The 22764-nt window shown below is 46.5% G+C and carries 23 protein-coding genes; 13 read left to right on the top strand and 10 right to left on the bottom strand.

What is annotated here, in order from left to right; all coding sequences use genetic code 11:
- Positions 1–25: 25 nt before the first annotated feature.
- Together ACO08K_RS08475 and ACO08K_RS08470 are read left to right on the top strand one after the other, a co-directional pair.
- Complete coding sequence (locus tag ACO08K_RS08475) at positions 26–811, top strand: sensor histidine kinase (protein ID WP_421795961.1); 786 nt, start codon at positions 26–28, stop codon at positions 809–811.
- Positions 786–1469 carry a response regulator gene (locus ACO08K_RS08470; protein ID WP_421795960.1) on the top strand — a complete coding sequence of 228 codons (684 nt, stop codon included), beginning with the start codon at positions 786–788 and terminating at the stop codon, positions 1467–1469. Before ACO08K_RS08475 ends, ACO08K_RS08470 begins: the two co-directional genes overlap by 26 nt.
- Before the next feature lie 9 nt (positions 1470–1478).
- On the opposite strand, the gene ACO08K_RS08465 is transcribed toward ACO08K_RS08470, so the two are convergent.
- A complete protein-coding gene (locus tag ACO08K_RS08465; RefSeq protein ID WP_421795959.1) occupies positions 1479–3719 on the bottom strand; it encodes an outer membrane beta-barrel protein in 2241 nt (746 codons plus the stop codon).
- Between the two features lie 139 nt (positions 3720–3858).
- A complete protein-coding gene (locus ACO08K_RS08460) occupies positions 3859–4188 on the bottom strand; it encodes a hypothetical protein (protein ID WP_421795958.1) in 330 nt (109 codons plus the stop codon).
- A gap of 151 nt (positions 4189–4339) precedes the next feature.
- Here ACO08K_RS08460 and ACO08K_RS08455 point away from each other — a divergent pair, with 151 nt between their 5' ends.
- Both ACO08K_RS08455 and ACO08K_RS08450 read left to right on the top strand, forming a co-directional pair.
- Positions 4340–4897 carry an RNA polymerase sigma factor gene (locus tag ACO08K_RS08455; protein ID WP_421795957.1) on the top strand — a complete coding sequence of 186 codons (558 nt, stop codon included), beginning with the start codon at positions 4340–4342 and terminating at the stop codon, positions 4895–4897.
- Positions 4894–5295, top strand: a complete 402-nt coding sequence (locus tag ACO08K_RS08450) for a hypothetical protein (RefSeq protein WP_421795956.1) — start codon at positions 4894–4896, stop codon at positions 5293–5295. Before ACO08K_RS08455 ends, ACO08K_RS08450 begins: the two co-directional genes overlap by 4 nt.
- 3 nt (positions 5296–5298) lie before the next feature.
- Here ACO08K_RS08450 and eutC read toward each other — a convergent pair whose 3' ends face one another.
- Genes eutC through ACO08K_RS08435 form a run of 3 tightly spaced genes read right to left on the bottom strand, consistent with a single transcriptional unit; the run spans position 5299 to position 7969 of the window.
- Positions 5299–6075, bottom strand: coding sequence for an ethanolamine ammonia-lyase subunit EutC (eutC, locus tag ACO08K_RS08445; RefSeq protein WP_421795955.1), 777 nt, complete (start codon positions 6073–6075; stop codon positions 5299–5301).
- A gap of 10 nt (positions 6076–6085) precedes the next feature.
- A complete protein-coding gene (locus ACO08K_RS08440; protein ID WP_421795954.1) occupies positions 6086–7450 on the bottom strand; it encodes an ethanolamine ammonia-lyase subunit EutB in 1365 nt (454 codons plus the stop codon).
- A 12-nt stretch (positions 7451–7462) separates the two neighbouring features.
- The gene (locus ACO08K_RS08435) at positions 7463–7969 is read right to left on the bottom strand and encodes a DUF6702 family protein (RefSeq protein WP_421795953.1); all 507 of its coding nucleotides are present in this window, start codon (positions 7967–7969) and stop codon (positions 7463–7465) included.
- A 234-nt stretch (positions 7970–8203) separates the two neighbouring features.
- On the opposite strand from ACO08K_RS08435, the gene ACO08K_RS08430 reads away from it, so the two are divergent.
- From ACO08K_RS08430 to guaB, 7 genes are all read left to right on the top strand, one after another.
- Entirely contained in the window at positions 8204–10567 is a 2364-nt protein-coding gene (locus ACO08K_RS08430; protein WP_421795952.1) for a M1 family metallopeptidase, read from the top strand.
- A 128-nt stretch (positions 10568–10695) separates the two neighbouring features.
- The gene (locus ACO08K_RS08425) at positions 10696–11382 is read left to right on the top strand and encodes a TIGR04283 family arsenosugar biosynthesis glycosyltransferase (RefSeq protein WP_421795951.1); all 687 of its coding nucleotides are present in this window, start codon (positions 10696–10698) and stop codon (positions 11380–11382) included.
- A 39-nt stretch (positions 11383–11421) separates the two neighbouring features.
- A complete protein-coding gene (locus tag ACO08K_RS08420; protein WP_421795950.1) occupies positions 11422–12201 on the top strand; it encodes a DUF547 domain-containing protein in 780 nt (259 codons plus the stop codon).
- 243 nt (positions 12202–12444) lie between these two features.
- The gene (locus ACO08K_RS08415; RefSeq protein WP_320031055.1) at positions 12445–12783 is read left to right on the top strand and encodes an arsenosugar biosynthesis-associated peroxidase-like protein; all 339 of its coding nucleotides are present in this window, start codon (positions 12445–12447) and stop codon (positions 12781–12783) included.
- Between the two features lie 82 nt (positions 12784–12865).
- Positions 12866–13942: an arsenosugar biosynthesis radical SAM (seleno)protein ArsS gene (gene arsS, locus ACO08K_RS08410; protein ID WP_421795949.1), complete on the top strand. Its 1077-nt coding sequence runs from the start codon at positions 12866–12868 to the stop codon at positions 13940–13942.
- 89 nt (positions 13943–14031) lie between these two features.
- Positions 14032–14529, top strand: coding sequence for an outer membrane protein (locus ACO08K_RS08405; protein WP_421795948.1), 498 nt, complete (start codon positions 14032–14034; stop codon positions 14527–14529).
- 120 nt (positions 14530–14649) lie between these two features.
- Entirely contained in the window at positions 14650–16134 is a 1485-nt protein-coding gene (gene guaB, locus ACO08K_RS08400) for an IMP dehydrogenase (RefSeq protein ID WP_421795947.1), read from the top strand.
- Between the two features lie 107 nt (positions 16135–16241).
- On the opposite strand, the gene ACO08K_RS08395 is transcribed toward guaB, so the two are convergent.
- The 3 genes from ACO08K_RS08395 to ACO08K_RS08385 form a co-directional block, all read right to left on the bottom strand.
- Positions 16242–16850, bottom strand: coding sequence for a YceI family protein (locus ACO08K_RS08395; protein ID WP_421795946.1), 609 nt, complete (start codon positions 16848–16850; stop codon positions 16242–16244).
- A 100-nt stretch (positions 16851–16950) separates the two neighbouring features.
- The gene (locus ACO08K_RS08390; protein WP_421795945.1) at positions 16951–18381 is read right to left on the bottom strand and encodes a hypothetical protein; all 1431 of its coding nucleotides are present in this window, start codon (positions 18379–18381) and stop codon (positions 16951–16953) included.
- 49 nt (positions 18382–18430) lie between these two features.
- Positions 18431–19009, bottom strand: a complete 579-nt coding sequence (locus ACO08K_RS08385; protein ID WP_421795944.1) for a YceI family protein — start codon at positions 19007–19009, stop codon at positions 18431–18433.
- Positions 19010–19314: 305 nt separating this feature from the next.
- Here ACO08K_RS08385 and ACO08K_RS08380 point away from each other — a divergent pair, with 305 nt between their 5' ends.
- Positions 19315–20766, top strand: coding sequence for a pyridoxal phosphate-dependent decarboxylase family protein (locus ACO08K_RS08380; RefSeq protein ID WP_421795943.1), 1452 nt, complete (start codon positions 19315–19317; stop codon positions 20764–20766).
- Between the two features lie 193 nt (positions 20767–20959).
- A complete protein-coding gene (locus tag ACO08K_RS08375; RefSeq protein WP_421795942.1) occupies positions 20960–21478 on the top strand; it encodes a YdeI/OmpD-associated family protein in 519 nt (172 codons plus the stop codon).
- A gap of 5 nt (positions 21479–21483) precedes the next feature.
- Here ACO08K_RS08375 and ACO08K_RS08370 read toward each other — a convergent pair whose 3' ends face one another.
- Complete coding sequence (locus ACO08K_RS08370; RefSeq protein WP_421795941.1) at positions 21484–22251, bottom strand: SH3 domain-containing protein; 768 nt, start codon at positions 22249–22251, stop codon at positions 21484–21486.
- 58 nt (positions 22252–22309) lie between these two features.
- Complete coding sequence (locus ACO08K_RS08365; RefSeq protein WP_421795940.1) at positions 22310–22657, bottom strand: hypothetical protein; 348 nt, start codon at positions 22655–22657, stop codon at positions 22310–22312.
- Positions 22658–22764: the final 107 nt, after the last annotated feature.

The following is a 22764-nucleotide window of genomic DNA, read 5'->3' as shown; positions in this document are numbered from 1 at the left end:
TTCGGCAAACGAAATCTACTTACTCATGACGATTGGCATACTTATTATGCTCAGTCTGGCTTTAGCTTTTATCGTTTTTTTTAACCGGTCTCAACGCAAAATACTAGCAGAACAAATGCGGATGCAGCAGCTCAAGCTGGAGCATCAGGAAGCACTGCTGTACAACAACATCAAGACCCAGGAAGAAGAACGAAAGCGCATCGCAAAGGACCTACACGACGAGGTAGGCTCCAAGCTCAATGTCATTCACCTGAATTTGCACCGGCTGAAAAAAAATGCGGCGGCTTCGCCACTTTTGGAAGAGACGGTTAGCGACATTTTTGGGGCTATTAATGATACCATCAATACTACCCGGCGCATTTCGCACGATCTGCTACCCCCTACGCTGGAGAATTTTGGGCTGGCGGATGCCATCAAAGAATTGTGCGACAGCTACCAGCGTACTTCGGCCCTGAATTTACAGTTCGACCACCTACAAAACGAAGGACGGCCCATTGAAAAAATGGTTGAAGTCAACCTGTTTCGCATCATTCAGGAACTGATCAGCAATTCGATCAAACACGGTCATGCGTCCCAAATCAACATCCGCTTGTTGGCCAACAACAAGGAATTGCGCCTGGAGTATCAGGACAATGGCCAGGGTTTTGACCCCGCTCAATTGAAGAAAAAAACGGGTCTGGGTATGCAAAACGTCGAAAGTCGATTGCAAATGATCCAGGCCCAACACAGTATAGACAGCCAGCCGGGTGCTGGTTTTTCGCTCAGCATCAAATATCCATACCCCGATGATTCACCTAGCCTTAGCCGATGATGAAGCCTTGTTCCGCAAGGGCATGAAACTGTTGCTGGAAGATTATGAAGGCATCAGCGTTGTGCTCGAAGCGCAGGATGGTGAGCAGCTTTTGCAACAATTGCGCCAGGCCACTACCTTGCCAGATGTGCTCTTGTTGGACATGAAAATGCCCAACCTCAACGGGGTAGAAACGGCTAAGGTTTTGCAAGAAAATTTTCCTAGTGTCAAAATTATTGTGCTTTCCACGTATTTCAGCAAAGCCTTCATCGTCAACATGATCGAGTTGGGTGCCGGGGCTTATTTGCCCAAAAATGCTACACCGGACGAAGTAGTGGCCACCATCCGGGAGGTGTACAACAATGGTTTTAGTTACAATCAGGCGGTATTGGAAGTCATCCGGGACAACATGTTGCAAAAGAGTAAACCCAAAATGCCCCTGTCTTTTGGGGTGGAGATTACCAGTCGGGAAAAAGAAATCCTGCAACTCATTTGTGAAGAATACACCACGGGTGAAATTGCCGAAAAACTCTTCATCAGCCCCCGCACCGTGGATGGGCACCGCAATAATTTATTGGAAAAATTGGGTTGTAAAAATGTGGCGGGGCTGGTAGTCTACGCCATTCAGCACCAGTTGGTGAAGATTAATCCGGAGACGTTTTGGTTTAAGAAGCGTTGAATAGCGCAATCATTGCTTCGACAGGTCATCGTTTTTTATGTTGCGTTTGCTGCGACTCACCTCTCCTTTAGACTGCCCAAATCTGTAGTTAAGGCTAAAATTGAATGACCTAAAATATTCACGCACCAAGCCCTTTTCCTCAAATCCAGCCCCTACAATCTCAGTGATATTGTCCCGGAATTTGTTGACTGGGTTGCTTACCGTACCGGAGAGCACCAGTTTCCTTTTAGCCAGTTCTTTGTTCAAGCCAAAAGATGAGCTTACAAAACCATTGGTCGTTCCTTGTAGTGAATTGGGGTTTTGGCTGTTGATGTTCAAATCAATATTTGCCCTCCATCCTTTATTCAAATTAAAAGTAAGCGAAGGCGCTGCAAAAAAAGTAAGCCACTTGTTGTCAAATAAAGTACGATCCGTTTCTCCTTGTAGGGAGAATTGGGCAATGTTGCCGTTGAGGTTGAAGTTGATGTTATCGGAAATGGGGCAGTTGATGTTCAAATCCAGGCCAATTCGACTTCCTTCCCCCACATTAGCAAAGGTTATGCTTGTAACATTGGTTGTGGGATTGAAACTGTAAATACGCAGATCAAGTTTATTGAAAAACGAATACCCCAACCCTACATTGATGCTTACTTTTTTTGAATAACTATAGCCCAACTGGATGTCGTTTAACAAGACGGGGACCAAAGTGGAATTTCCGGTGGTTTGCAAGTTGGGGTTGGAACGATCTACATAAGGGTTTATCCTCACAATATTGGGGCGGCGGATTCGCTGAACAAAACCAACGTTGAGGCTATTGCCCTCGGAAAGCGTATAGTTCAGCATGATCGAGGGTATAACATTAAAAAAATCCTGTTTCACTTTGGTACTGGTAGAGCTGAAATTGGCGCGGGTATTGGTTTGTTCTACTCGAAAACCACCCAACAAAGCCCATTTTTCGCCCATGAGGGTATAACTATTGTAAAAAGCGTACACATCCTGGAGGTAGTCATAAGCATTGCTAAAGCTTGGTACCTTTTCGAATGTATTGGAGGAGGAGTTAAAAGCAGCATACTGAAAGTCGCTGGCATTATCCCTCCAAATGGCTTTGGCGCCCATTTCAACTTTTATGGTTTTAGAGGGATGGACAAAATCAATCTGAGTAGTATTTTCGACAAAACCTTCTTGATTAGATTGCCTGAAATCAGGCTGATCAAAGTTCAAGCGCTTTGCAAAACCCAGGTTGTTTCTGTTGTTGTTTTTGAATTGAAAAAAACGGTAAGAAAACGTGAGAAGATTGGCCTTGTTTTTGCGAAAACCATGTTGAAAATTTAGGGCGGCGTCCATACCATTCCCCAAATAATTGATCGCGTTTTGAACATCGTAACGCTCAAGGGATCCTGTTCCAGCATTTAAAGCTGAACTTTGAGTAAAAAACGTTTCTGAACCACTTCCATTAAAATTGATCTGGCCCGAAATGAGGTTGATGCTGTCTAAATCCCAGCTTAACTCCGCACCTACATACCCAGATTTGTTGTCAATATTGCGCGTTCCTGATTGTACCAATGTGTTAGGATTGCTGAGCAGTGTTTCACGATTTAAGGTATTGCTGTAACTTGGCGTATTGTAAAAGTTTCCTCCAGCGTACCCGGAAAAACCAAATTTACCCTCTTTAAAAGCAAAAGAAGTACCCACTCCTGGGCCTCCTACGGGAAAACGCTCATAAACATTAACTGTGCCATTGTACCCATTGCTGGCACGTTTAGTTGTGACTATATTGATCAGTCCCGCTAAACCTTCTGCTTCATACTTTGGTGGTGGGCTGGTAATCACTTCCACGCGGACAATGGTGGATGCTGGAATGCTGCGCAAAACCTCTGTGGGGTTACGTTCCATCATACTACTGGGTTTTCCGTTGATCAATATACGGAATGAATTATTCCCTTTCAGTAAGATGTTGCCTTCTGCATCGGCGGATAAATAGGGAATTTTCCGCATGATTTCAAGCAGATTACTGGCCTTGCTTTCAGGATCTGCCTGCATGTCATAGCTGATGCCCCCCAATTTTTGTTTCACCAACACCCGCTTAGCTATAATTTCTGCTTCTTTTAGGTTAATAATAGTAGTCAACGCTGGTGGTTCCCCTGAAACGGAATCAACAACTAAGCCCTTCAAACGGTAATTGACCGTATCCTGAGCTTGTATGTTTTGGGCAAAGCCAATCAGGGTGAAAAAATGAATAAACAGGAGTTGCCTGTGTAGCGTATATTTCATGATACTATTGTTTTAATTCGAAAATTAGATAGCCAGGGTAAAGCCCTCTCTCAAGTGCTTACCAGCATAAGAATGCTGTTTTGTATGGATGGATAAGTCAGGTCAAAATTTACGCGGTATGCGTTTTTTTAATCCTAAATCAAGGTTTTTTACTATTCAAAATCAAATAATAGATGAAAAAGCCGATTGCTAAAAAAACGGCTTCTATGCCATAAGGTATCAAAGACTCGGAGGCATTGAATGGGAGCATTTCAATGGTGATCAAGCCTACTCCACCCATAAAAAAGACAATTGCCCACTTCAACACCTGTACAGCTGAGAGCTGCTCCATCAGTTTTATCGCATTTTCGTCCAAAGGCCCTGCGTCAAGAATGCGTTTTTTTAAATTGTGATTCAGCAGCTGAACGATGGTCATACTGATCATTCCGATAATCAAAATCATTGCAAAAAAAGGGAGTAATTGTTTCATCCTGAGTCTGTTTTTGTGGGGTGTGATGGGGTTTTTATGAGTTGACAAAGTGTAATTCAAAAATGTTGCAGCTAAAATGGGTTAGGGTGTAACATTTTTGCAACATGGATTGTCTCATGGTCATAATTGTGGGCAATGATCGCGAATGCTTATGCTTGACGAAAAAGAGCTGGTCAACAAAGTTTTAAAGGGGGATTTAACTGCTTTTAAAACTTTAGTTGAACAGTATCAGAATCTGGTTTTTTGTGTAATCCGCAGGCTTTTCCGCGAAGATGAAGATGTCGAGGATGTATGCCAGGAGGTGTTCATTAAGGTTCATCAACATCTTACCCGTTTTAAGTTTCAATCAAAATTATCAACCTGGATTGCACAAATCGCTTACCGCACTGCCCTCAACCACTTGAAAAAGTACAAACGAAGCTTGATCAGCGTACCGATAAAACCGATTGAAGACGTCTACCTCAGTGCAGAAAATATAGAGCAAAAACTAAATGACCTGGATGTTGCTGCGTATCTGGATAAACTGATCGCTCAACTTCCTGAACAATACCAGCTTGTGCTCACTTTGTACCACTTGAAAGAGTTCTCCTATCAAGAAATAGAAGCCATTACTGGCATGCCGGAAGGAACGGTAAAAAGTTACCTTTTCCGAGCCAGAAAAATGCTCAAGGACAAACTGGACAAGTACTTAAAAAACGAACAAGTATGAAAAAATTCAGCGACGAGGAAATCCAAAACGCTCTGGATGCAGGTGAAAACCTGACATCTGAAGATGCTGATATAAAGCAGTATAAACTTTTGTTTACAGCTTTGGAAAAAACGCCGCGGGCTACCCTGCCTTTGGCTTTTTCTGCTTCGCTTGTCCGCAAAATAAAGGCAAAACAACTCCGCCGACAGGATCTGAAATTAAACCTTTTGGTTGGTTTTCTGCTTACTTCGGGCCTTGGTGCCGGTTACCTCTGTCTGATTTGGTTTAGCCCTAATATGGTCAAGCAGTTCATGCAAATATTGAGTCTTTACAAAGGTATTGGACTGCTGATTTTGTTTACGCTACTACTGTTTTATTGGGGCGAACGCAAATTATTGTCTCCTGCAAAACCGAGTTAAAATTTATGGAAGCTCAAGAAAACCAGGGTCTGCATTGTCTTTCAAGGCCACTCCAGATAATTGCAAACGGAGTGACTCTTGAATCAAATAAAGGATTTTTTGTTTGGCCATTTCGTAAGGAAGCCCCTCTGGGCGAATGTTGGAAATACAGTTCCTGCGTTCGTCGGTAAGACCTGGAGTAGGTGCATAGGTCATATATGCCCCCATACTATAAGGCGAACTCAGTCCTGGCCTTTCTCCAATGAATACGACCACCAGTTTGGCCCTAAGTAAGCACGCAATCTCATCACCAATGGCCACTCTGGCCTGTTCTGCCACAGTTATCGGAGCAATCCGATAACTGTTTTTTTGCAAATCAGGAATCAGCCGTTGCAACAAAGGCATGGCATGCTGATTAATCGCAGTAGCCGACAATCCATCGGCCAATACAATTGCAATATCATGGTCAATCTTGGGCATTTCTTTCAAGCTCGCCACCGAAGCTTCATTCAAACTCCGCCCCCAATCAGGTCGTTGCAAATAAACTGAGCGGGAGCTCGCCCGGCTATGCAATTTTAAATGAGGTACAGCAAGCTGCTTCAGCCTTTGCTCCAATTTGAGCCAATCGAGTTCAGAATACACCGCATCCTTGGCGTGGGCGAAAGCCAGTTTGAACTGCAATACTTCTTTTAAAGGGATGGCACCGCCGGTGTGCCCCAGCGCAATGCGGGCATCGGTGTAGGTCTTGAGTGATTGCCAGGGATCTGGCTCCACGGATTTTGAGTATTGCTTTTTTTTCAACTGATGCCATTTAACCCAACAACAAATGATTCGGCTTTAAAGGCAGCTTCTGGCCTTGTTCATTCAGAATTCCTTGCGCCAAAAGCCATTGTTCAAACTCCGGTGCGGGCTTTTTACCCAGCACCTTGCGCAAATATAAGGCATCGTGAAAAGAAGTAGACTGGTAATTGAGCATGATGTCGTCGGCACCGGGAATGCCCATGATGAAATTGCAGCCAGCCACACCCAATAAGGTCAGCAAGGTATCCATATCATCCTGGTCGGCTTCAGCGTGGTTGGTGTAACAAATGTCGGCCCCCATGGGTAAACCCAGCAATTTGCCACAAAAATGGTCTTCCAATCCCGCTCGGATGATTTGTTTACCATCATAAAGGTATTCCGGACCAATAAATCCAACCACGGTATTGACCAGGAAAGGGTCATATTTTCGCGCTACCGCGTAAGCTCTGGCTTCGATGGTTTGTTGGTCTACCCCATGATGGGCATTGGCGGAGAGGGCCGAGCCTTGCCCGGTTTCAAAATACATGACCTGCTGGCCAATGGTCCCACGATTTAAGGCCAAAGCAGCTTCGTGAGCTTCTTGTAAAATGCTTAGGGTAATGCCAAAACTTTGGTTCGTTTTTTCCGTGCCACCTATCGATTGAAAAACCAAGTCTATGGGTGCGTCCTGGATGATTTGTAAGGCGGTCGTGACGTGGCACAACACACAACTTTGGGTGGGTATCTGGTATTTTTCCCGTAAATCATCGATCATATGCAGCAAAGTGCCCACCGCTGCCGGGCTATCTGAAGCTGGGTTGATGCCAATCACCGCGTCGCCACTGGCGTATAAAAGGCCGTCGATGATGCTGGCGGCTATACCTTTGGGGGCGTCGGTAGGGTGATTGGGTTGTAAGCGGGTTGACAAGCAGCCGCTGAGACCAACAGTAGTGCGAAAACGGGTAACTACACTACATTTTTGAGCTACTGCGATCAAATCCTGGTTGCGCATCAACTTGCTCACGGCGGCCACCATTTCGGGCGTCAAACCTGCGGCTAAAACTTGAAGTGTATCGCTATCCGCCTGCTCACTCAACAACCAATCCCGCAATTGCCCCACCGTAAAATGGCTGATGGGAGCAAAAGCCTCTTTATCATGTCCATCAATGATCAGGCGAGTCACGTCATCCATTTCGTAAGGGATGACAGTTTCGTTCAGAAAAGTTTTCAGGGGTAAATCGGCCAGGGCCAATTGCGCGGCAATCCGCTCTTCAAATCCGTCTGCGGCCAGGCCAGCTAATGCATCGCCGCTCCGCAGAGGGCTTGCTTTCGCCAATAAGGTCTTTAAGTCTTCAAAGAGATATACTCGATTGGCGATGGTGTAGCGGTAGGGCATGGCAGCCAGGTTTTATTGAATGCTAAAACTCTCCCGCACCTTCCCCTGGATAAAGCGCATACTTCCCTTCTTTTGTGGAAAAGTGAAATTCACCAGGTTGCTCTGGTCATCGTACAGGTCCATCAAAAAGGAATCGGTCAAATCCACCGATTTTGGTTTGGGTACATTGAGGATTTCGACGTACAACCAACAGGCCACATCCTCGTATTCCTTGCCTAAAAAGTTGGCTTTGTAGGCTTTGCCGTTGATGAGGAGTTTGAAATGAGCGGCCAGGTATTCAGCCAAATAGCGGTCGGTATCGGGGTGCTCCTGGGAAGTACCCAGTTTCAGGTTCACTTCTTTCCCCTTGGCTTTTAGTGATTCTTCGACGTGCCGTTCCAGGTCATCCATAAAAATTTTGTGGGTGACTTGAATCGTTTTGCTTTTTTCCTCATAAACGACCTCGGAAAGCGTTAAATGGATAGGATGAAGATTCCAGGCCCCAATGCACAACCACAATCCGATCAAGATACTTTTCATCTGACTATTCTTTTTTAAACTGTAACGCAGTTTGTGATGACAAAGATACAAACGCCGAACGTCTCCATGATAGGTTCTATCGTCGATAATCGCCAGGCGCAGCAAGATAATTTTTACCTTTGACTACTTTTTTAGCACCCTGGTCACATTTTCCCGCCAATGGGGGGAGAAGCACACCCGACTTAAGGTGTATCTTACGAGTTTAAATTGTTCATTTACCACCCTCAACTACAAATGAGACGGATAAACCAAATTGGAACTTTGGTTTTGTTGCTGGTAGCCACGCTTACCTATGCACAACAAAACACCGATCAAAGCAAATTCCGCCAGCTTGGCACGGAATTACCTACGCCCAATACCTACCGCACTGCCTCTGGCGCACCTGGCGAGTCGTATTGGCAACAACGTGTAGATTACGACATCAAAGTGGAGCTTGATGATGAGAAGCAAAAGATCAGAGGCACGGAGATGATCACCTATTACAACAACTCTCCACATCCGCTGACTTATCTCTGGCTGCAGTTGGATCAGAATGTGGTACACCCTGAATCGGATACCTACAAAACAGCAACCAATGAACTGGGCGCGCGCGTCAGTGCTGGTCAGTTGAACAGCATGCTGGACAATTCTTTTGACGGTGGTCACAAGATTGAGTATGTAAAAGACGCCACTGGCAAAGCCCTGAAATTCACCATCGTCAAAACGATGATGCGGGTTGATTTGCCTACTCCGCTGATCGCCAAAACGGGTAAAATCCAATTGCAGATCGGTTGGAACTACAACATCAACGACCGTCAAAACCCGGCTTTGGCAGCCGATTCTCGTGGTGGTTACGAGCTCTTCCCCGAAGATGGCAACTACCTGTACACCATCACCCAGTGGTTCCCACGTTTGGCTGTTTACGACGATTACAATGGCTGGCAGCACAAACAATTCCTGGGGCAAGGTGAGTTTACCCTGCCTTTTGGAAACTACACCGTAGCGATCACCGTTCCTTCTGACCACATCATTGCCGCTACTGGTCAGCTACAAAACGCCAAAGATGTATTGACTGCTGAGCAGCAGAAGCGTTTTGAAGAAGCCAAAACTGCTACCAAACCTGTGGTAATTGTTTCCCAGGAAGAAGCTACACAAAAGGAAAAAACCAAAGCCAAGGACAAAAAGACCTGGATTTACAAGGCTGAAAACGTACGCGACTTTGCGTTTGGTAGCTCCCGCAAGTTCATCTGGGATGCCATGGGTGTCAAAATTGAAGGCAGCCCGGTTCCTACCGTAATGGCGATGTCTTATTATCCAAAAGAGGCCAACCCGCTGTACGGTCACTTGTCTACCGAAGCGGTGGCGCATACCCTGCGTGTATATTCCAAGCACACCATTCCGTATCCATACCCCGTAGCGATTTCCGTAGAAGCTTCCAACGGGATGGAATACCCAATGATTTGCTTCAACTATGGCCGTCCTGAAAAAGACGGAACCTATTCCGACCGCATCAAATACGGCATGTTGGGAGTAATCATCCACGAAGTAGGGCACAACTTCTTCCCGATGATTGTCAACTCCGACGAGCGCCAGTGGACCTGGATGGACGAAGGTTTGAACACATTCTGCCAATTCCTTGCTGAACAAGAATGGCAGCGCGACTTCCCTTCTGGCCGTGGGCCAGCCCGCAACATCGTTGGGTACATGAAGGCGGACAAATCGGTACAAAATCCAATCATGACCAACTCGGAATCCGTCATCCAGTTTGGAAATAATGCCTATGCAAAGCCCGCTACTGCACTCAACATTCTCCGTGAAACGGTGATGGGGCGTGAACTTTTCGACTTCGCTTTCCGGGAATACGCCCGCCGCTGGGCATTTAAACACCCAACGCCCTACGACTTGTTCCGCACCATGGAAGATGCTTCGGGGATTGATTTGGATTGGTACTGGCGCGGTTGGTTCTTCACTACCGATAACGTAGACATTTCTCTGGATGCGGTTACGGAATTCCGCCTGGACACCAAAAATCCGGAGATCGAAAAGCCGCTCGCTTCCAAAAAATCGAAAGAACAACTGGAGCGTGACGTGACTTACCAAAACAACAAACGCGACCTGGCCACTACTGCGGTAGAACGCAATGAAGCCTTGAAAGACTTTTACAACAGCTACGATCCGAATGCCCCAGCGCCAAGCGATCGGGAGCGTTACGAAAAATACCTGGCTAGTTTGAGTCCAAAAGAAAAGGCCATCATCGAAGCCCGCAAAAACTACTACCAACTGGATCTCTCCAACCAGGGTGGTTTGGTGATGCCTCTGATCATCAAGTTTGAGTTTGAAGATGGAACCAGTGAAACCCAGCGTATTCCTGCGGAAATCTGGCGTATGGACGATAAAAAAATCAGCAAGGTATTTGCTTTCGCCAAACCCCTAAAGCAGGTCATCCTCGATCCACAGGAAGAAACGGCTGATGTGAATACCGAGAACAATTACTATCCACGTCGCCCGATTCCTTCCCGTTTTGAAGTGTTCAAACAAGAAGGATTTGCTCGTGGAGCCAGCATGGGTTCCAACCCGATGCAGCAGGCACAACAGCAAAAGAAAACAGGCAGTAATTAGCCTAAATAAAGCTTGAATCATGAAGCCTGGCAAATGCGTGATCATTTGCCAGGCTTTTTTGTTGTATAAATTGTACCCATCAAATTTTCCAGCAATCCAAAAAAACGCCTCGGGTCGTATAAAAACACATGAACGTTTCCATTATCATACCAACCCTCAACGAGGCGAGCAATATTGCCAGATTGCTGGAGTACATTCGGCAAAACGCCGGGCCTCAATTGCTGGAAGTCCTTTTGGTGGACGGTGGCAGCACCGATGATACCGTAGCCATTGCACAAATTAAAGGGGCCCAGGTAATCCATTGCCCAACCCGGAGCAGGGCGGCCCAGATGAATTTGGGGGCAAAGCATGCCCGTGGGGAAGTCCTTTACTTTATCCACGCTGATACCCTCCCGCCACAAAATTTTCTCGAAGCCATTCACACAGCTCTTGCAAATGGCTTGTGTATGGGTTGTTTTCGCTACCGATTTGACTCTTCCAGTTGGTTGTTGAAATGTAATGCCTGGTTCACCCGCTTCAATTTCCTTTGGTGTCAGGGGGGAGACAAAACCTTTTTCATCCTTACCGATACCTTTACCGAACTTGGTGGCTATGATGAAAAATACGTCATCATGGAAGAATACGACTTCATCCGCCGGGCGCGCAAAAAGTACCTCATGCCGACCTTACCCCATACCGCTATTGTTTCAGCGCGAAAATACCAACAGAATTCCTGGCTGCGAGTGCAATTGGCCAATCTGTTGGTATTCAATCTTTTTAGAGTTGGGCTGGAGCCCATTCGCCTGAAAAAGATCTACAAACAAATTTTAAACTAGCCCGTTCTATTCCCGAACTGGTCAATTTTTACTTTTTTTATGAAAAAACAAGTGTTTCTAATCACCCGACTGATGGTACTGGCTATGGTTTGGTTGAGCGCGTCCAACTGTGCTGCCATTCGCCGCAATACCAATTCCAGCCCAATCAATCACGAGCGCTGGGATCAATTGGTCAAAAAACACGTCAAGGACGATGGTTTTGTTGACTACAAAGGGTTCATCCGCGATTCGCTGGAATTGAATCGCTACCTGGATCAACTTTCAGCAGTTCATCCCGACGACAAAAGTTGGTCCCGCAACGAACAAATGGCTTATTGGATCAATGCCTACAATGCCTTTACGATTAGACTGATTGTCAGAAATTATCCGGTGGAAAGCATCAAGGACATCAAAAAAGGCATTGCTTTTGTCAACTCGGTCTGGGACATCAAGTTCATCAAGATTCAAGGATTCACCTACGATCTCAACAACATCGAGCACAATATCCTGCGCCCGGTGTTTAAAGATGCAAGGGTGCATGCAGCCATCAATTGTGCGTCCTATTCTTGCCCAAGGTTGCGGCCAGAAGCCTATACCCCTGAAAAACTGGACAGCCAATTGGAAGATGGCATGAAAAAATTCCTGGCCGATCCGCTGCGCAATAAAATAACGGCTGAAAAAGCCGAGATTTCCGAAATCTTCAAGTGGTTCAAAGGTGATTTTGACCGCGATGCAGGCTCTTTGATTGCCTACATCAATAAATTTTCGACCCAAAAGATCACAGACAAAACTGAACTCAAGTACCTCAATTACAACTGGACCCTTAATGAAGCTAAGTAAACTAGCACACTACTGACATTTTGCTCGAAGGACATCAATTGCCCCAGGCTTCAGCCTGGGGGTATCGGAACCCCTCGGATTTGGGCTTTAGCCCTGACTTGAAAATTGAAGCTTGGGCTAAAGCCCGATCAAAAGAGGAAACCCTATCCACGAGCTAAAGCACGCGGCAATTGATGTCCTCCGAGCAGAATGTCGATTAGTATGGTAAATAAACAACCATTCATCTAAATACAACAACTAACCATGGCTCAAAAGCATTATTTCGATCCAGCCGACCTGGCCAAGTTCGGCGACATTACCAAGTGGCAAAAAGCAATGGGTGATAAATATTTCGCCTGGTATGGAGAAACCATGAAGGAAGGAGCGCTTACCGAACGGGAAAAAGCACTGATTGCTCTCGCGGTAGCTCATGCCATTCAATGCCCTTATTGCATCGATGCCTACACCTCTACTTCGTTGGAAAAAGGTGCTGATGAGGAACAAATGATGGAAGCGGTGCATGTAGCAGCTGTGATTCGGGCTGGTTCGAGCCTCGTTTATGGCGTGCAGATGATGAACCACGCTGAAGAAATAACCATGTAAACTTTAAGGATCGAAGTTTATGAACGGTCGCCGAGCGTAGCCGAGGTGCCGTTCATAAACCTCGATCCTTACAACTCTCGCTATGGCCATTCACCAAAAAGGAAAGTCCCTTGCTGCACGCGGCAATGCCCTGTCGGATACTTTTTTCCAGCTAGAAGTCCTAAATGGGCGCGAGCGCAGTGCTGCTCAATTCAAACCCTTCGAGGAATCCATCAAAATTGCTGGGTTTGATCAGGGAAAACTGTTGCCCTCCCGCATCGAAATATTCCAAATCAATGTAGGCAAGTTGTGCAATCAAACCTGCGCTCATTGCCATGTGGATGCAGGACCTGACCGCAAGGCCGAAAACATGGACAAGGCAACCTTCGATCGTTGTTTGGAAATACTGGCCAAATACGACATCCCTACCGTGGACATTACCGGTGGTGCCCCCGAAATGAATCCACACTTTCGCTGGTTTGTTGAAGAATGCCACAAGTTGGGCAAACACGTGATGAATCGTTGCAACCTTACCATCATTGTGTCCAATCCCAAATACCAGGATTTGCCTCATTTTTTTGCCGAAAACAAAGTTGAAGTCGTTTCCTCTTTGCCCCATTATTCTGCGCTGCGCACGGATAGCCAGAGGGGCGACGGGGTATTTGAAGATTCGATCAAAGCCTTGCAACTGCTCAATGCGGTGGGCTATGCTCAACCCGATTCAGGATTAAACCTCAATCTGGTCTACAATCCTTCCGGTGCTTTTTTGCCCGGTGGCCAAGCTTCCCTGGAAAATGAATTTAAGCGCCAGCTGAAGCGCAAGTACAACGTGGATTTCAACAATCTCTACGTCATCACCAATATGCCGATCAGCCGCTTCCTGGATTATTTGCTGGAAAGTGGGAATTACGAAAAGTACATGAATGCACTGATCGATGTGTTTAACCCCGCCGCAGTGGCCGGGGTGATGTGCCGAAATACCATTTCAGTCAGCTGGGATGGCTGGATGTACGATTGTGATTTCAATCAGATGCTGGATCTTAAAGTTAGTACCCCGGGCAAATCGGTACATGATTTTGATTTCGCAGCGCTTGAAAAACGGGATATTGTTCTCAATCAGCACTGTTATGGCTGTACTGCGGGTGCTGGATCGAGCTGTGGTGGGCAGGTGGTAGAATAAGATCTTGTTAAAAAATTCCTAATCCCCCATTCACCCAATAATTTTTATCTTGCTTAGGTCATTCTTTTGCTATCACAAAAAACCAAAACATGAAACAATTGAGATACCTAAGCTGTGCGCTGGCACTGTTGCTGAGTGGAAATTTTTTGCTGGCCCAGGTACGCGTGGGTGGTGGTTTTACCTACGGAACCAAATTTGAAAAACCTGGATTGTTCGCCCGTGGGGAGTTTCAAATCCCCAACAAAGACCTGGGCATTGTAGCCTCGGGGAATTTCTATTTCCCCAAAGAAGACAAAAACCTGGGGGTAAGTGATAGCCGCGTGGCCTTCAACCTGGATGGAATGTACACCTTCGCAGGCAACGACTTTTTGGATATTTATGGCCTGGGCGGTTTGAACGTGATGCGTTCCAGCCGCAAGATCACTGGCTTTGACGATAAGGCTACAGATACCAAATTTGGTTTCGGCGTAGGTGGCGGCATTCGTTACAAATTGGAAAGTAAACTGGTCCCCATGGCCGAGATGAAATACATCAATGGCGGGCAGGACGAGTTCGTGATCAATATTGGGGTGTTGTTTCAACTGTAGGGGCAACCCTCGCGCTTGCTCGTGTGAAATATAAGGGGGGAAAATCCCAATTTTCCCCCCTTAAAAAAAATAGTCATTTCTTCCTTTGCGCAAATCTCCACAAAATCCCTACCTTTGCGCATGGATACGCAAAATACCAACCTGGACAAATTTCTGGGCGAGGCACTGACCTTCGACGACGTGCTGCTCGCTCCGGCATACTCTGAAGTATTGCCTCGTGAAGTGGACATCACTTCCCAACTTACTCGCGAACTAAGATTGAATGCTCCCGTTGTTTCGGCCGCTATGGATACGGTAACCGAAGCAAAACTAGCTATTGCCATTGCTCGGCAGGGTGGCATCGGGATCATCCACAAGAACATGACCATTGCTGAACAAGCCGAACAGGTTCGCCTGGTCAAACGTTCGGAAAGTGGCATGATCATCGATCCCGTCACGCTGAAACCGGACGCAACCATTCGCGACGCCAAAAACCATATGGAGCGCTTCAAGATTGGCGGGATTCCGGTAGTCGATGCTGGCAACCACCTGGTGGGCATTCTGACCAACCGCGATCTGCGTTTTGAAACCAGTCTGGACCGCTCGGTTCAAGAACTGATGACTTCCAAAAACTTGGTCACCGCCCCGGCAGGCACCACTCTGCATCAAGCCCGCGAAATTCTGCAACGCAACAAGATTGAAAAACTGCCAGTGGTGGACGACCACAACAAACTGGTCGGTTTGATCACCTACAAAGACATCATGAAGGTGATCAACTATCCGCTTTCGTGCAAGGACACCTTTGGGCGTTTGGTAGTAGGTGCTGCTTTGGGCGTTACTCGCGACATGATGGAGCGGGTGGAGGCCCTGGTTCACGTAGGTGTTGACGTCGTTGCGATCGATACGGCTCATGGGCACTCCCAAGGAGTACTCAACGCGGTGAGAGAGGTCAAGAAAAAATATCGGGATCTGCAAGTCATCGGAGGAAACGTAGCTACAGGTGCCGCTGCCTTAGCTTTGGTTGAAGCCGGAGTTGATGCAGTAAAGGTGGGCGTAGGCCCTGGCTCGATTTGTACCACCCGCATCGTAGCAGGGGTAGGAGTGCCTCAGTTGACAGCGATCAGTTGGGCAGCTCAGGCTTTGAAAGGCACTGGGGTTCCCATTATTGGTGACGGAGGGATTCGCTATACGGGTGATATCGTTAAAGCCCTGGCCGCCGGGGCAAGTACCATCATGGCGGGCGGCTTGTTTGCCGGAGTAGAAGAAGCTCCCGGTGAAACCATTCTTTTTGAAGGCCGGAAATTCAAAGTATACCGCGGCATGGGCTCTCTGGGGGCCATGCAAGAAGGCTCCAAAGACCGTTACTTCCAGGATGTAGAAGACGACATTAAAAAACTGGTACCAGAGGGTATCGAAGGCCGGGTACCTTTCAAAGGAACCCTGGCGGAAGTGATGGTTCAATACATCGGAGGCCTACGCGCCGGGATGGGTTACTGTGGCGCCAACACGGTAGAAGAGTTACAACAGAAAGGTCGTTTTGTAAAAATCACGGCGGCAGGGGTGAAAGAAAGCCACCCGCACAACGTGAACATTACGAAGGAAGCACCGAACTATAGTACACGATAATTTCAGATTTCGGGATTTGGGATTTCGGTGGAAGTTTGCTTCTAAGGTTGAATAAACCTTCAAACGATTGCTCCACCGAAATCCACATTCCGAAATCCGAAATCCGCTTACATTCCCTTCTCCACCTCCACAATCATATCCATGTGGATGCGAATCAGGTCGTTGACCCGGATAGTGCCCATGAGCGCTCTTGGTGGAGTGAGCCCAAAATCGGTCATGAGAATGTTTTTATCACTGACAAATCGAAATCTTCCTGCTTCGGTTTGCTGAGTACGTACGCTCAGGTCTATCGTTTTTCTTACCCCGGCAATGGTCAGCCCAGCCTCGACAACCTGAGTGGCCCAAGTTCCAGGTTCTTTCAGTTTCTCATCGTCCAGTTGTTTGACCTGAACCAACTCGATGCGGATTCGGGGGTATTCGTCCCCTTTCAAGGTTCGTTGCAAATCCTTGTTCATCATTTTGTTGCCACAATCCAGGGTAGCCACTCCAAGGTCAAGTATTGCATTGGAAAAAGTAGCTGAGGTTCCACTTTTTCCCTTGTTGAATTTCACGGTTGAGCGTGGAAACTGATCCGTACAATCACACTTGAATTTGTTGACGTTGCTCGAACCGTAAAGCGTCAGTTCACTTGCTGGATCAATGGAAACAACAGCATCATTGGAAATACCTAGCACCAAAACCCCAAACAAAAGAACTAAAGCAAAATACTTTCTCATGGCTTTGAATTGTGGTGTGACTTAAAAGGGGAATAAAAGCGGGGCACCAAATCTTGATGCCCCAGTTGTTTTAGAGGAAAATCACAGTATTCTATTCAACTTATAGGCCAATAACGGCTTCTACCATCATCCCTTTGAAATTGCCACCGTAGCGGTAGTCAGTAGTTGGGAAGTTTTTGTAGTTCTGGTTTACATATTCCAGTTTCAGCAAGAGGTTTTGAGTTGGGAACCAGCCTGCAGATACAGCGCTGCGTTCGATGGTTACGTCGCCCAAACCGCGAGCTTCACCAGTTACGGTATTGTATCGTGCACCGATGTAGGCTTGCTCATTAGGCAAGAAGCGGTACAAACCTTCTACTGCAACTTGAGTCCAGCTCCGTTTCATCCATTCGCCATCAGATACGTCTGCGTATACACTACCTTTGATGAAATCAAGAGAGCCAAAAACTTCAGCACCTTTGTACTTGATGAATGGGTTGATCACGATTGCAGTTACCCGGTTGGCTACACCTGGGTCAAAACGGCCAGAGGTAAAGTTTGGACCGGCTTGGGTTGCAGGGTTAGATGGAGAAGTACCAATCGAGATTGGTAAACCACCGATGGTAGCAGGTTCCATGATGCCGAAGTAGTGAGAACCAGTCCGGTCACCTGCAAACAAGGTATTGCGTTGGCTGTTGCTGTTGTGGTATACAGATGCTGATACCCTTACTCTCAAATCCTCATTCACATTGTTGTCGTATGCCACTTTGGCAAAAATGGAAGGCGTACGTTTGGTAGGAACCACTCCATTAGAGTTAATGGCATCTGCTGGTTTAATGATGTTGCCATTGATGAAACCAGAGCTCATACCACCCATCAGCATGATGTTTTTTGCAGGGAACAAGTACACTTCGCCACCAATCTCAGTGGTAAATGCATCAATGATGAAGTTTTCAGCAAATGGGTTGAAGAGAGCATTACCACCATCGGAACGACGGAACTGTTGGTCGCCGAAGTTAGGTTGGAAGTGACCAATTTTCACCCGTACCAAATCGGTAAACCATTGTGGGTTACCAAACATGGGCAGTTTGTCGATTTGGATGTAGCCGCCTTTTACCCAAAATTCGTTGTGGTGACGAGCGGACATGTAGTTTTCCAAACAAACCCGGATCCCGTCGTCAACCTGGAAGTCAAGGTTCAAGTTCGCCATTGCCAGGTTGAAACCTGCCAATCTTGCGGAAGTAGTGTCTTCTGCTTTGATGTACCCATACAAGTAGTTTTTATTCAACTTGTTGGTAGCAGAGGAGGGCGCATAAACGGCTTTGTTGGAGTGGGTCAGGTTTTGATAATCCTGAGTAAAGCTACCACCAATCCGTACGCTCATGCCTTTGAATTCAGGTTGTTCAGCCGTTTTGGAAGGTTCAAAAACGTTGATCCCTTTTTTGTTCCAAGGGCGGAAGTATTGCAAATCAGCTTGTTGAGCTACCAATGGTAAGGAGAAAGCGAGGGCCAGCAAACCTGCCAGCAGGTTCGACAAAGATATATTTTTCATCTTGTTGAATTTTAGTCGTTAGTGAAAGAGCTTGAGAAGAAGGAGGTGTTTATTCACCCAACACAATATCAAAACTTACAGTGATGTCGTTGCCCGTTTTGAGGGTACCCATGAGTGCAGTCGGTGGATCGATTTTAAAATCGGTCATTTTCAAGGCTTTCGATCCTTTAAAGGAAAGGCTGCCGTTACTCAAAATTTTACCTTTTACGTTCATGCTGATCGGAACTTTTACACCTGCGATGCTGAGGTTGCCGAGCGCTTTAATGTCGTATTCTCCGGCAGCAGGGTTAATCGATTCGATCTTGGTCAATTGGTACGTGATTTTGGGATACTGTGTTGTTTTCAGTGCTTCCCAGGTCTTTTTGTCCATAATCGAGCCCTTGGTACTCTTGATGGAAGTGGCGTCTACTTCGAGGTACAAACTGTTGATGGCTTCTAGGCCACCTTCGTTAATGACGATGTCACTTTTAACTGTGGCGACTCCTACACTCGACTCCCACTTGTGAAGGGAAGAAGTGCCTGCAACAGTCATTTTAAAACTTTTGAGTGTTTGAGGGCGCACTGGTATCCAGAGTAAAAAAGGAAGAATCAGTGCGGTAGTTAGAATAAGAGATGCCTTGTTTTTCATGGCTTTTCGCTTTGTTTCGATACAAATGTAAGCCGAGGGCGAGGTGCCAGACCATGAGCTTTGAGACTGCTTTTAGGTGATTAATATCACGGTAGGGAAAAATTTGAGTGTTTTAGTATGACGCAAAAAATTACTTCCCGATTTTTTTAAGGCTTTTGAATAGAAAGCTCACTTGAAATGAAGCGTTCGACTGCCTATTCAAAACCCAAATCGGGAAGTTAATTTTTCTGCGTACTTAGGACTTCAGCGTTGGCTTCAACCCTTCAAAATGTGCTGTTGTTTATTAATCCACAACCAATACGGCAATGACACAATCCAACACCACCCTCTTACAAAAAGTATATGATCCAGGCAGTTTTCGCCAACAAGGTCACGCCCTCATCGATCAATTGGCCGATTATTTAGAATCCGTGCAAAGCCAAAGTGATGAAGTGGTTTTTCCTCAGCACGGCCCCGAAGACCATTATCGTTTTTGGCAAAATGAACTCAATGGCCCTTTGTCAGAAAATCCCGCTTCTTTTTTCGAAACTGTAATCCAACATTCGGTTAAAACCCATCATCCCCGCTATATGGGCCATCAGGTGGCGGTAACAGCACCCGCGGCAGCATTGGCAGGCTTGCTGAGTAATGTACTCAATCAGGGGATGGCCTTGTACGAAATGGGCATGAGTTCGACACCGATGGAACGCCTGGTGATCGAGCTGCTGGCCAAAAAAATTGGCTACGATACTTCCAGCAGCGGTATCCTGACTTCGGGCGGTACTCTGGCCAACCTCACCGCCTTATTGGCTGCCCGTGCTTGCAAGGCCCCCTCGAATGTTTGGTCCGAAGGCCATCAGGAACGCTTGGCCATTATGGTGAGCGAGGAGGCGCATTATTGTGTGGACCGGGCGGCGCGCATCATGGGGCTGGGCAATGCTGGTATCATCAAGTTGCCCACCGATGCGCAGTATAAAATGCGTTGTGAGTTGTTGGAGGAATCCCTGGCCAAAGCTCAGCGGGAAGGATTGTATGTATTTGCGATCATTGGCAGCGCTTGTTCCACCTCTACTGGCTCTCATGATGACCTGGAAGCGATTGCCGATTTTGCGGAACGGCACAACATCTGGTTCCATGCCGATGGAGCGCATGGCGGAGGGGCGGTTTTTTCCACAAAATACCAATCCCTGCTCAAAGGAATCGATCGAGCGGATTCGGTAGTGGTAGACTTTCACAAAGTGCTCATGGTTCCAGCTCTGGCTACCGCTCTGGTGTTTAAGCGAGAACAGGACAGCTTCAGCACTTTTCAGCAAAGGGCACAGTACCTCTGGAACTCTGCCGAAGCGGATTGGTACAACCTCGGCAAACGCACTTTTGAATGCACCAAATACATGATGTCCCTAAAAATTTTTACGCTTTTGAAATTATACGGTGAAGAAGTTTTTACAGCTGTTGTGGATCAGGTGTATGATTTGGGGCAAAAATTTGCAAAAATGATTGCAAAAAGGCCAAATTTTGAGCTTGCAATGGAACCCGAGTGCAATATAGTGTGTTTTAGAATCGTGAAAAATGGAGTCAGTGACCTTAACGCATACAACCAGGCGCTTCGCGAACGCATCCTGGAAAAAGGGCATTTTTACATTGTACAAACCACCCTGCGCGATAAACTCTACCTCCGCACTTCCCTAATGAACCCACTCACTACCGAACAGGATCTTACGATTTTGCTGGATGAACTGGAAAGTTTGGCCAATCGGCTACTTTTTAAGTTCTCCTGAAAAGAGTTTTTGCATAATTTGGAGCCTCCCTTTGTGCGTTGTTACGCCGGGGGAGGTTTTTTGTTAGTTTAGAAGTTGAGGAGTTAAGAGGTTGAGGCTACCGCGAGCGATGTTGACAAAGCCATTGTCTAAGTCGCTCGCGGTAGCCTCAACTTCTCAACCTCTCAACTCCTCAACCGATTAATCCATCGCTATGAATCCCGAAGAAACTTTCTCTTTCACCTCTTACCTGGAAGAATCCAACAACCGCTTGTGGGGGCAACACTTTATTGTGCCAGCTCCCGTTGTAGGCGCCATCAGCGAAGGCAGCGAAGACAAACGAGTGGTATGCAACATCAATGGAGCCGTCGAATACCAATGTGCGCTGATTCCTCGGGGAGAAGGCATTTACGTGATCCATGTCAATAAAGCACGGGTGAAGCAGCTCAAGCTCAAGATTGGCGATCAGGTGCAAGTCAGCCTACGCAAAGATGATAGTGAATATGGCTTACCCGTACCCGAAGAATTTACCGAAGTACTGGAACAAGACCCCGAGGCCAAGGCCTTTTGGGAAAAACTCACCCCGGGCAAAAAACGCACCCTGCTGTACATCATTGCTCAACCCAAAAGTTCAGATTTGCGCATTACCCGCGCCCTGGCGATCTGCGAACACCTTAAAGCATATGTAGGCAAAATCAACTTCCGCGCTTTGAATGATACCTTGCGGGGGTAGTACTATTAATCTGCAGAATAAAATCCCACAATCACCTTGTCCCCTTTGTCTTCAAACTCCATCCACTCATAAGGGTTGGCCGTATCGTTCACTTTGATTTTTTTGGTCTTGGCGTTGCGTACGATTTTCAGATTTTTAGCATTGCTGAAATAAAAGGAACGCAGGGTAACCAAAGCCTGAGAAAAGGACAAGGTGCTGCTGGGGATGCGCAAAAACTGCGTGACGCCGCCATTGTACAAAATCAATTCAAACTCGCCGCCATCGGCAAATGCCTGCTTGTAGCCTTCCAAGATGCCTTCTTTTTCATTGGGCGCCGTTACCTCCCGCTCGCCCTTGGGTTTCGACAGGTTCATGTAAAACCATTCTGGCAAGGCCATGTCCTCTTCAGGCTCTTCTTCGATGGTTGGGAATTTGGCCAAATAGCCATCAAACACATAAGCTTCCTTTTGGTCGGCATTTTTGATTTTTACCCAGTGCCCTTTTAATTGGAATTCGTCGATGGTTTCGGCGACATAGGTTTGGTCGGCTTCAGGGAGGGCAAGGATTTCCAAGGCTTCACCGTATTGGGCTGCGCCTACTTTTTCAGCTTTGGCATCAGGGCCTTTGCGCAGGCTGAGCCCCAGGAGGGCGTGGACGTACATGGTTTGGCCTACCTCGTACGCGGCCGTGGATTTGGGCGCTTCCGGAGCGGTGTTTTCCTGTTCCTGATTTTTTTTGTTGCGGCAGGAAAGGGCAAGGGTGGCGAGGAGGGTAAAGAGCAGGAGTTTTTTCATGGATGGATGGCTTGAGTGAATGCTAAAGATAGGCAATCCATGTAAATGCGTGCAAGATTTACGGCACATCATTTATCGGACCAACAGTAAGAAACATTTGCCAGGATTTTAATAAATCAATAAAGTCTTCATAACTGATTTCTATGGTTTCAGCTCCTGGATCATTTCCATAAGTTTCAAACACCACAAGCTTTTTTGTAATCAATAGAGAGCCCGCATTGTATCCAGTAAACCGCTCAATCTCTTCCCCTTCGGATAAATGCTCTGCATTTTGAATGATGGATTCACAAGAAATTGGGTTTGCGAGATCCATTAAAAAATAGCCAATCATCAAATATTTTTCAGAATAATTAGGCCGAGGTGAACCGCCATAACCCCAATGGAATTTATGCAAGTCACTAATCATGTTTAGGTATTAATTGATAAAGTGGAAAAAAATCTCTGATTAAGTCAAATATACTCATGGTTAGGTATTTACATTGAGCACTACGTTACTGATGGTCTGTTACACTT

This window comes from Haliscomenobacter sp. (assembly GCF_965225875.1).
GTDB lineage: Bacteria > Bacteroidota > Bacteroidia > Chitinophagales > Saprospiraceae > Haliscomenobacter.
The sequence above is the reverse complement of the archived record's forward strand: the minus strand, read 5'-3'. Positions and strand labels throughout refer to the sequence as shown.

Coding starts and splice junctions, on each gene's coding strand:
- ACO08K_RS08395 (WP_421795946.1), bottom strand. CDS start 16,850: ATGAGAAAGTATTTTGCTTTAGTTCTTTTGTTTGGGGTTTTGGTGCTA.
- arsS (WP_421795949.1), top strand. CDS start 12,866: ATGGCCATTCACCAAAAAGGAAAGTCCCTTGCTGCACGCGGCAATGCC.
- ACO08K_RS08380 (WP_421795943.1), top strand. CDS start 19,315: ATGACACAATCCAACACCACCCTCTTACAAAAAGTATATGATCCAGGC.
- ACO08K_RS08405 (WP_421795948.1), top strand. CDS start 14,032: ATGAAACAATTGAGATACCTAAGCTGTGCGCTGGCACTGTTGCTGAGT.
- ACO08K_RS08370 (WP_421795941.1), bottom strand. CDS start 22,251: ATGAAAAAACTCCTGCTCTTTACCCTCCTCGCCACCCTTGCCCTTTCC.
- ACO08K_RS08465 (WP_421795959.1), bottom strand. CDS start 3,719: ATGAAATATACGCTACACAGGCAACTCCTGTTTATTCATTTTTTCACC.
- ACO08K_RS08440 (WP_421795954.1), bottom strand. CDS start 7,450: ATGCCCTACCGCTACACCATCGCCAATCGAGTATATCTCTTTGAAGAC.
- ACO08K_RS08420 (WP_421795950.1), top strand. CDS start 11,422: ATGAAAAAACAAGTGTTTCTAATCACCCGACTGATGGTACTGGCTATG.
- ACO08K_RS08460 (WP_421795958.1), bottom strand. CDS start 4,188: ATGAAACAATTACTCCCTTTTTTTGCAATGATTTTGATTATCGGAATG.
- ACO08K_RS08430 (WP_421795952.1), top strand. CDS start 8,204: ATGAGACGGATAAACCAAATTGGAACTTTGGTTTTGTTGCTGGTAGCC.
- ACO08K_RS08475 (WP_421795961.1), top strand. CDS start 26: ATGACGATTGGCATACTTATTATGCTCAGTCTGGCTTTAGCTTTTATC.
- ACO08K_RS08435 (WP_421795953.1), bottom strand. CDS start 7,969: ATGAAAAGTATCTTGATCGGATTGTGGTTGTGCATTGGGGCCTGGAAT.
- ACO08K_RS08470 (WP_421795960.1), top strand. CDS start 786: ATGATTCACCTAGCCTTAGCCGATGATGAAGCCTTGTTCCGCAAGGGC.
- ACO08K_RS08415 (WP_320031055.1), top strand. CDS start 12,445: ATGGCTCAAAAGCATTATTTCGATCCAGCCGACCTGGCCAAGTTCGGC.
- guaB (WP_421795947.1), top strand. CDS start 14,650: ATGGATACGCAAAATACCAACCTGGACAAATTTCTGGGCGAGGCACTG.
- ACO08K_RS08365 (WP_421795940.1), bottom strand. CDS start 22,657: ATGATTAGTGACTTGCATAAATTCCATTGGGGTTATGGCGGTTCACCT.
- ACO08K_RS08425 (WP_421795951.1), top strand. CDS start 10,696: ATGAACGTTTCCATTATCATACCAACCCTCAACGAGGCGAGCAATATT.
- ACO08K_RS08455 (WP_421795957.1), top strand. CDS start 4,340: ATGCTTGACGAAAAAGAGCTGGTCAACAAAGTTTTAAAGGGGGATTTA.
- ACO08K_RS08385 (WP_421795944.1), bottom strand. CDS start 19,009: ATGAAAAACAAGGCATCTCTTATTCTAACTACCGCACTGATTCTTCCT.
- ACO08K_RS08450 (WP_421795956.1), top strand. CDS start 4,894: ATGAAAAAATTCAGCGACGAGGAAATCCAAAACGCTCTGGATGCAGGT.
- ACO08K_RS08390 (WP_421795945.1), bottom strand. CDS start 18,381: ATGAAAAATATATCTTTGTCGAACCTGCTGGCAGGTTTGCTGGCCCTC.
- ACO08K_RS08375 (WP_421795942.1), top strand. CDS start 20,960: ATGAATCCCGAAGAAACTTTCTCTTTCACCTCTTACCTGGAAGAATCC.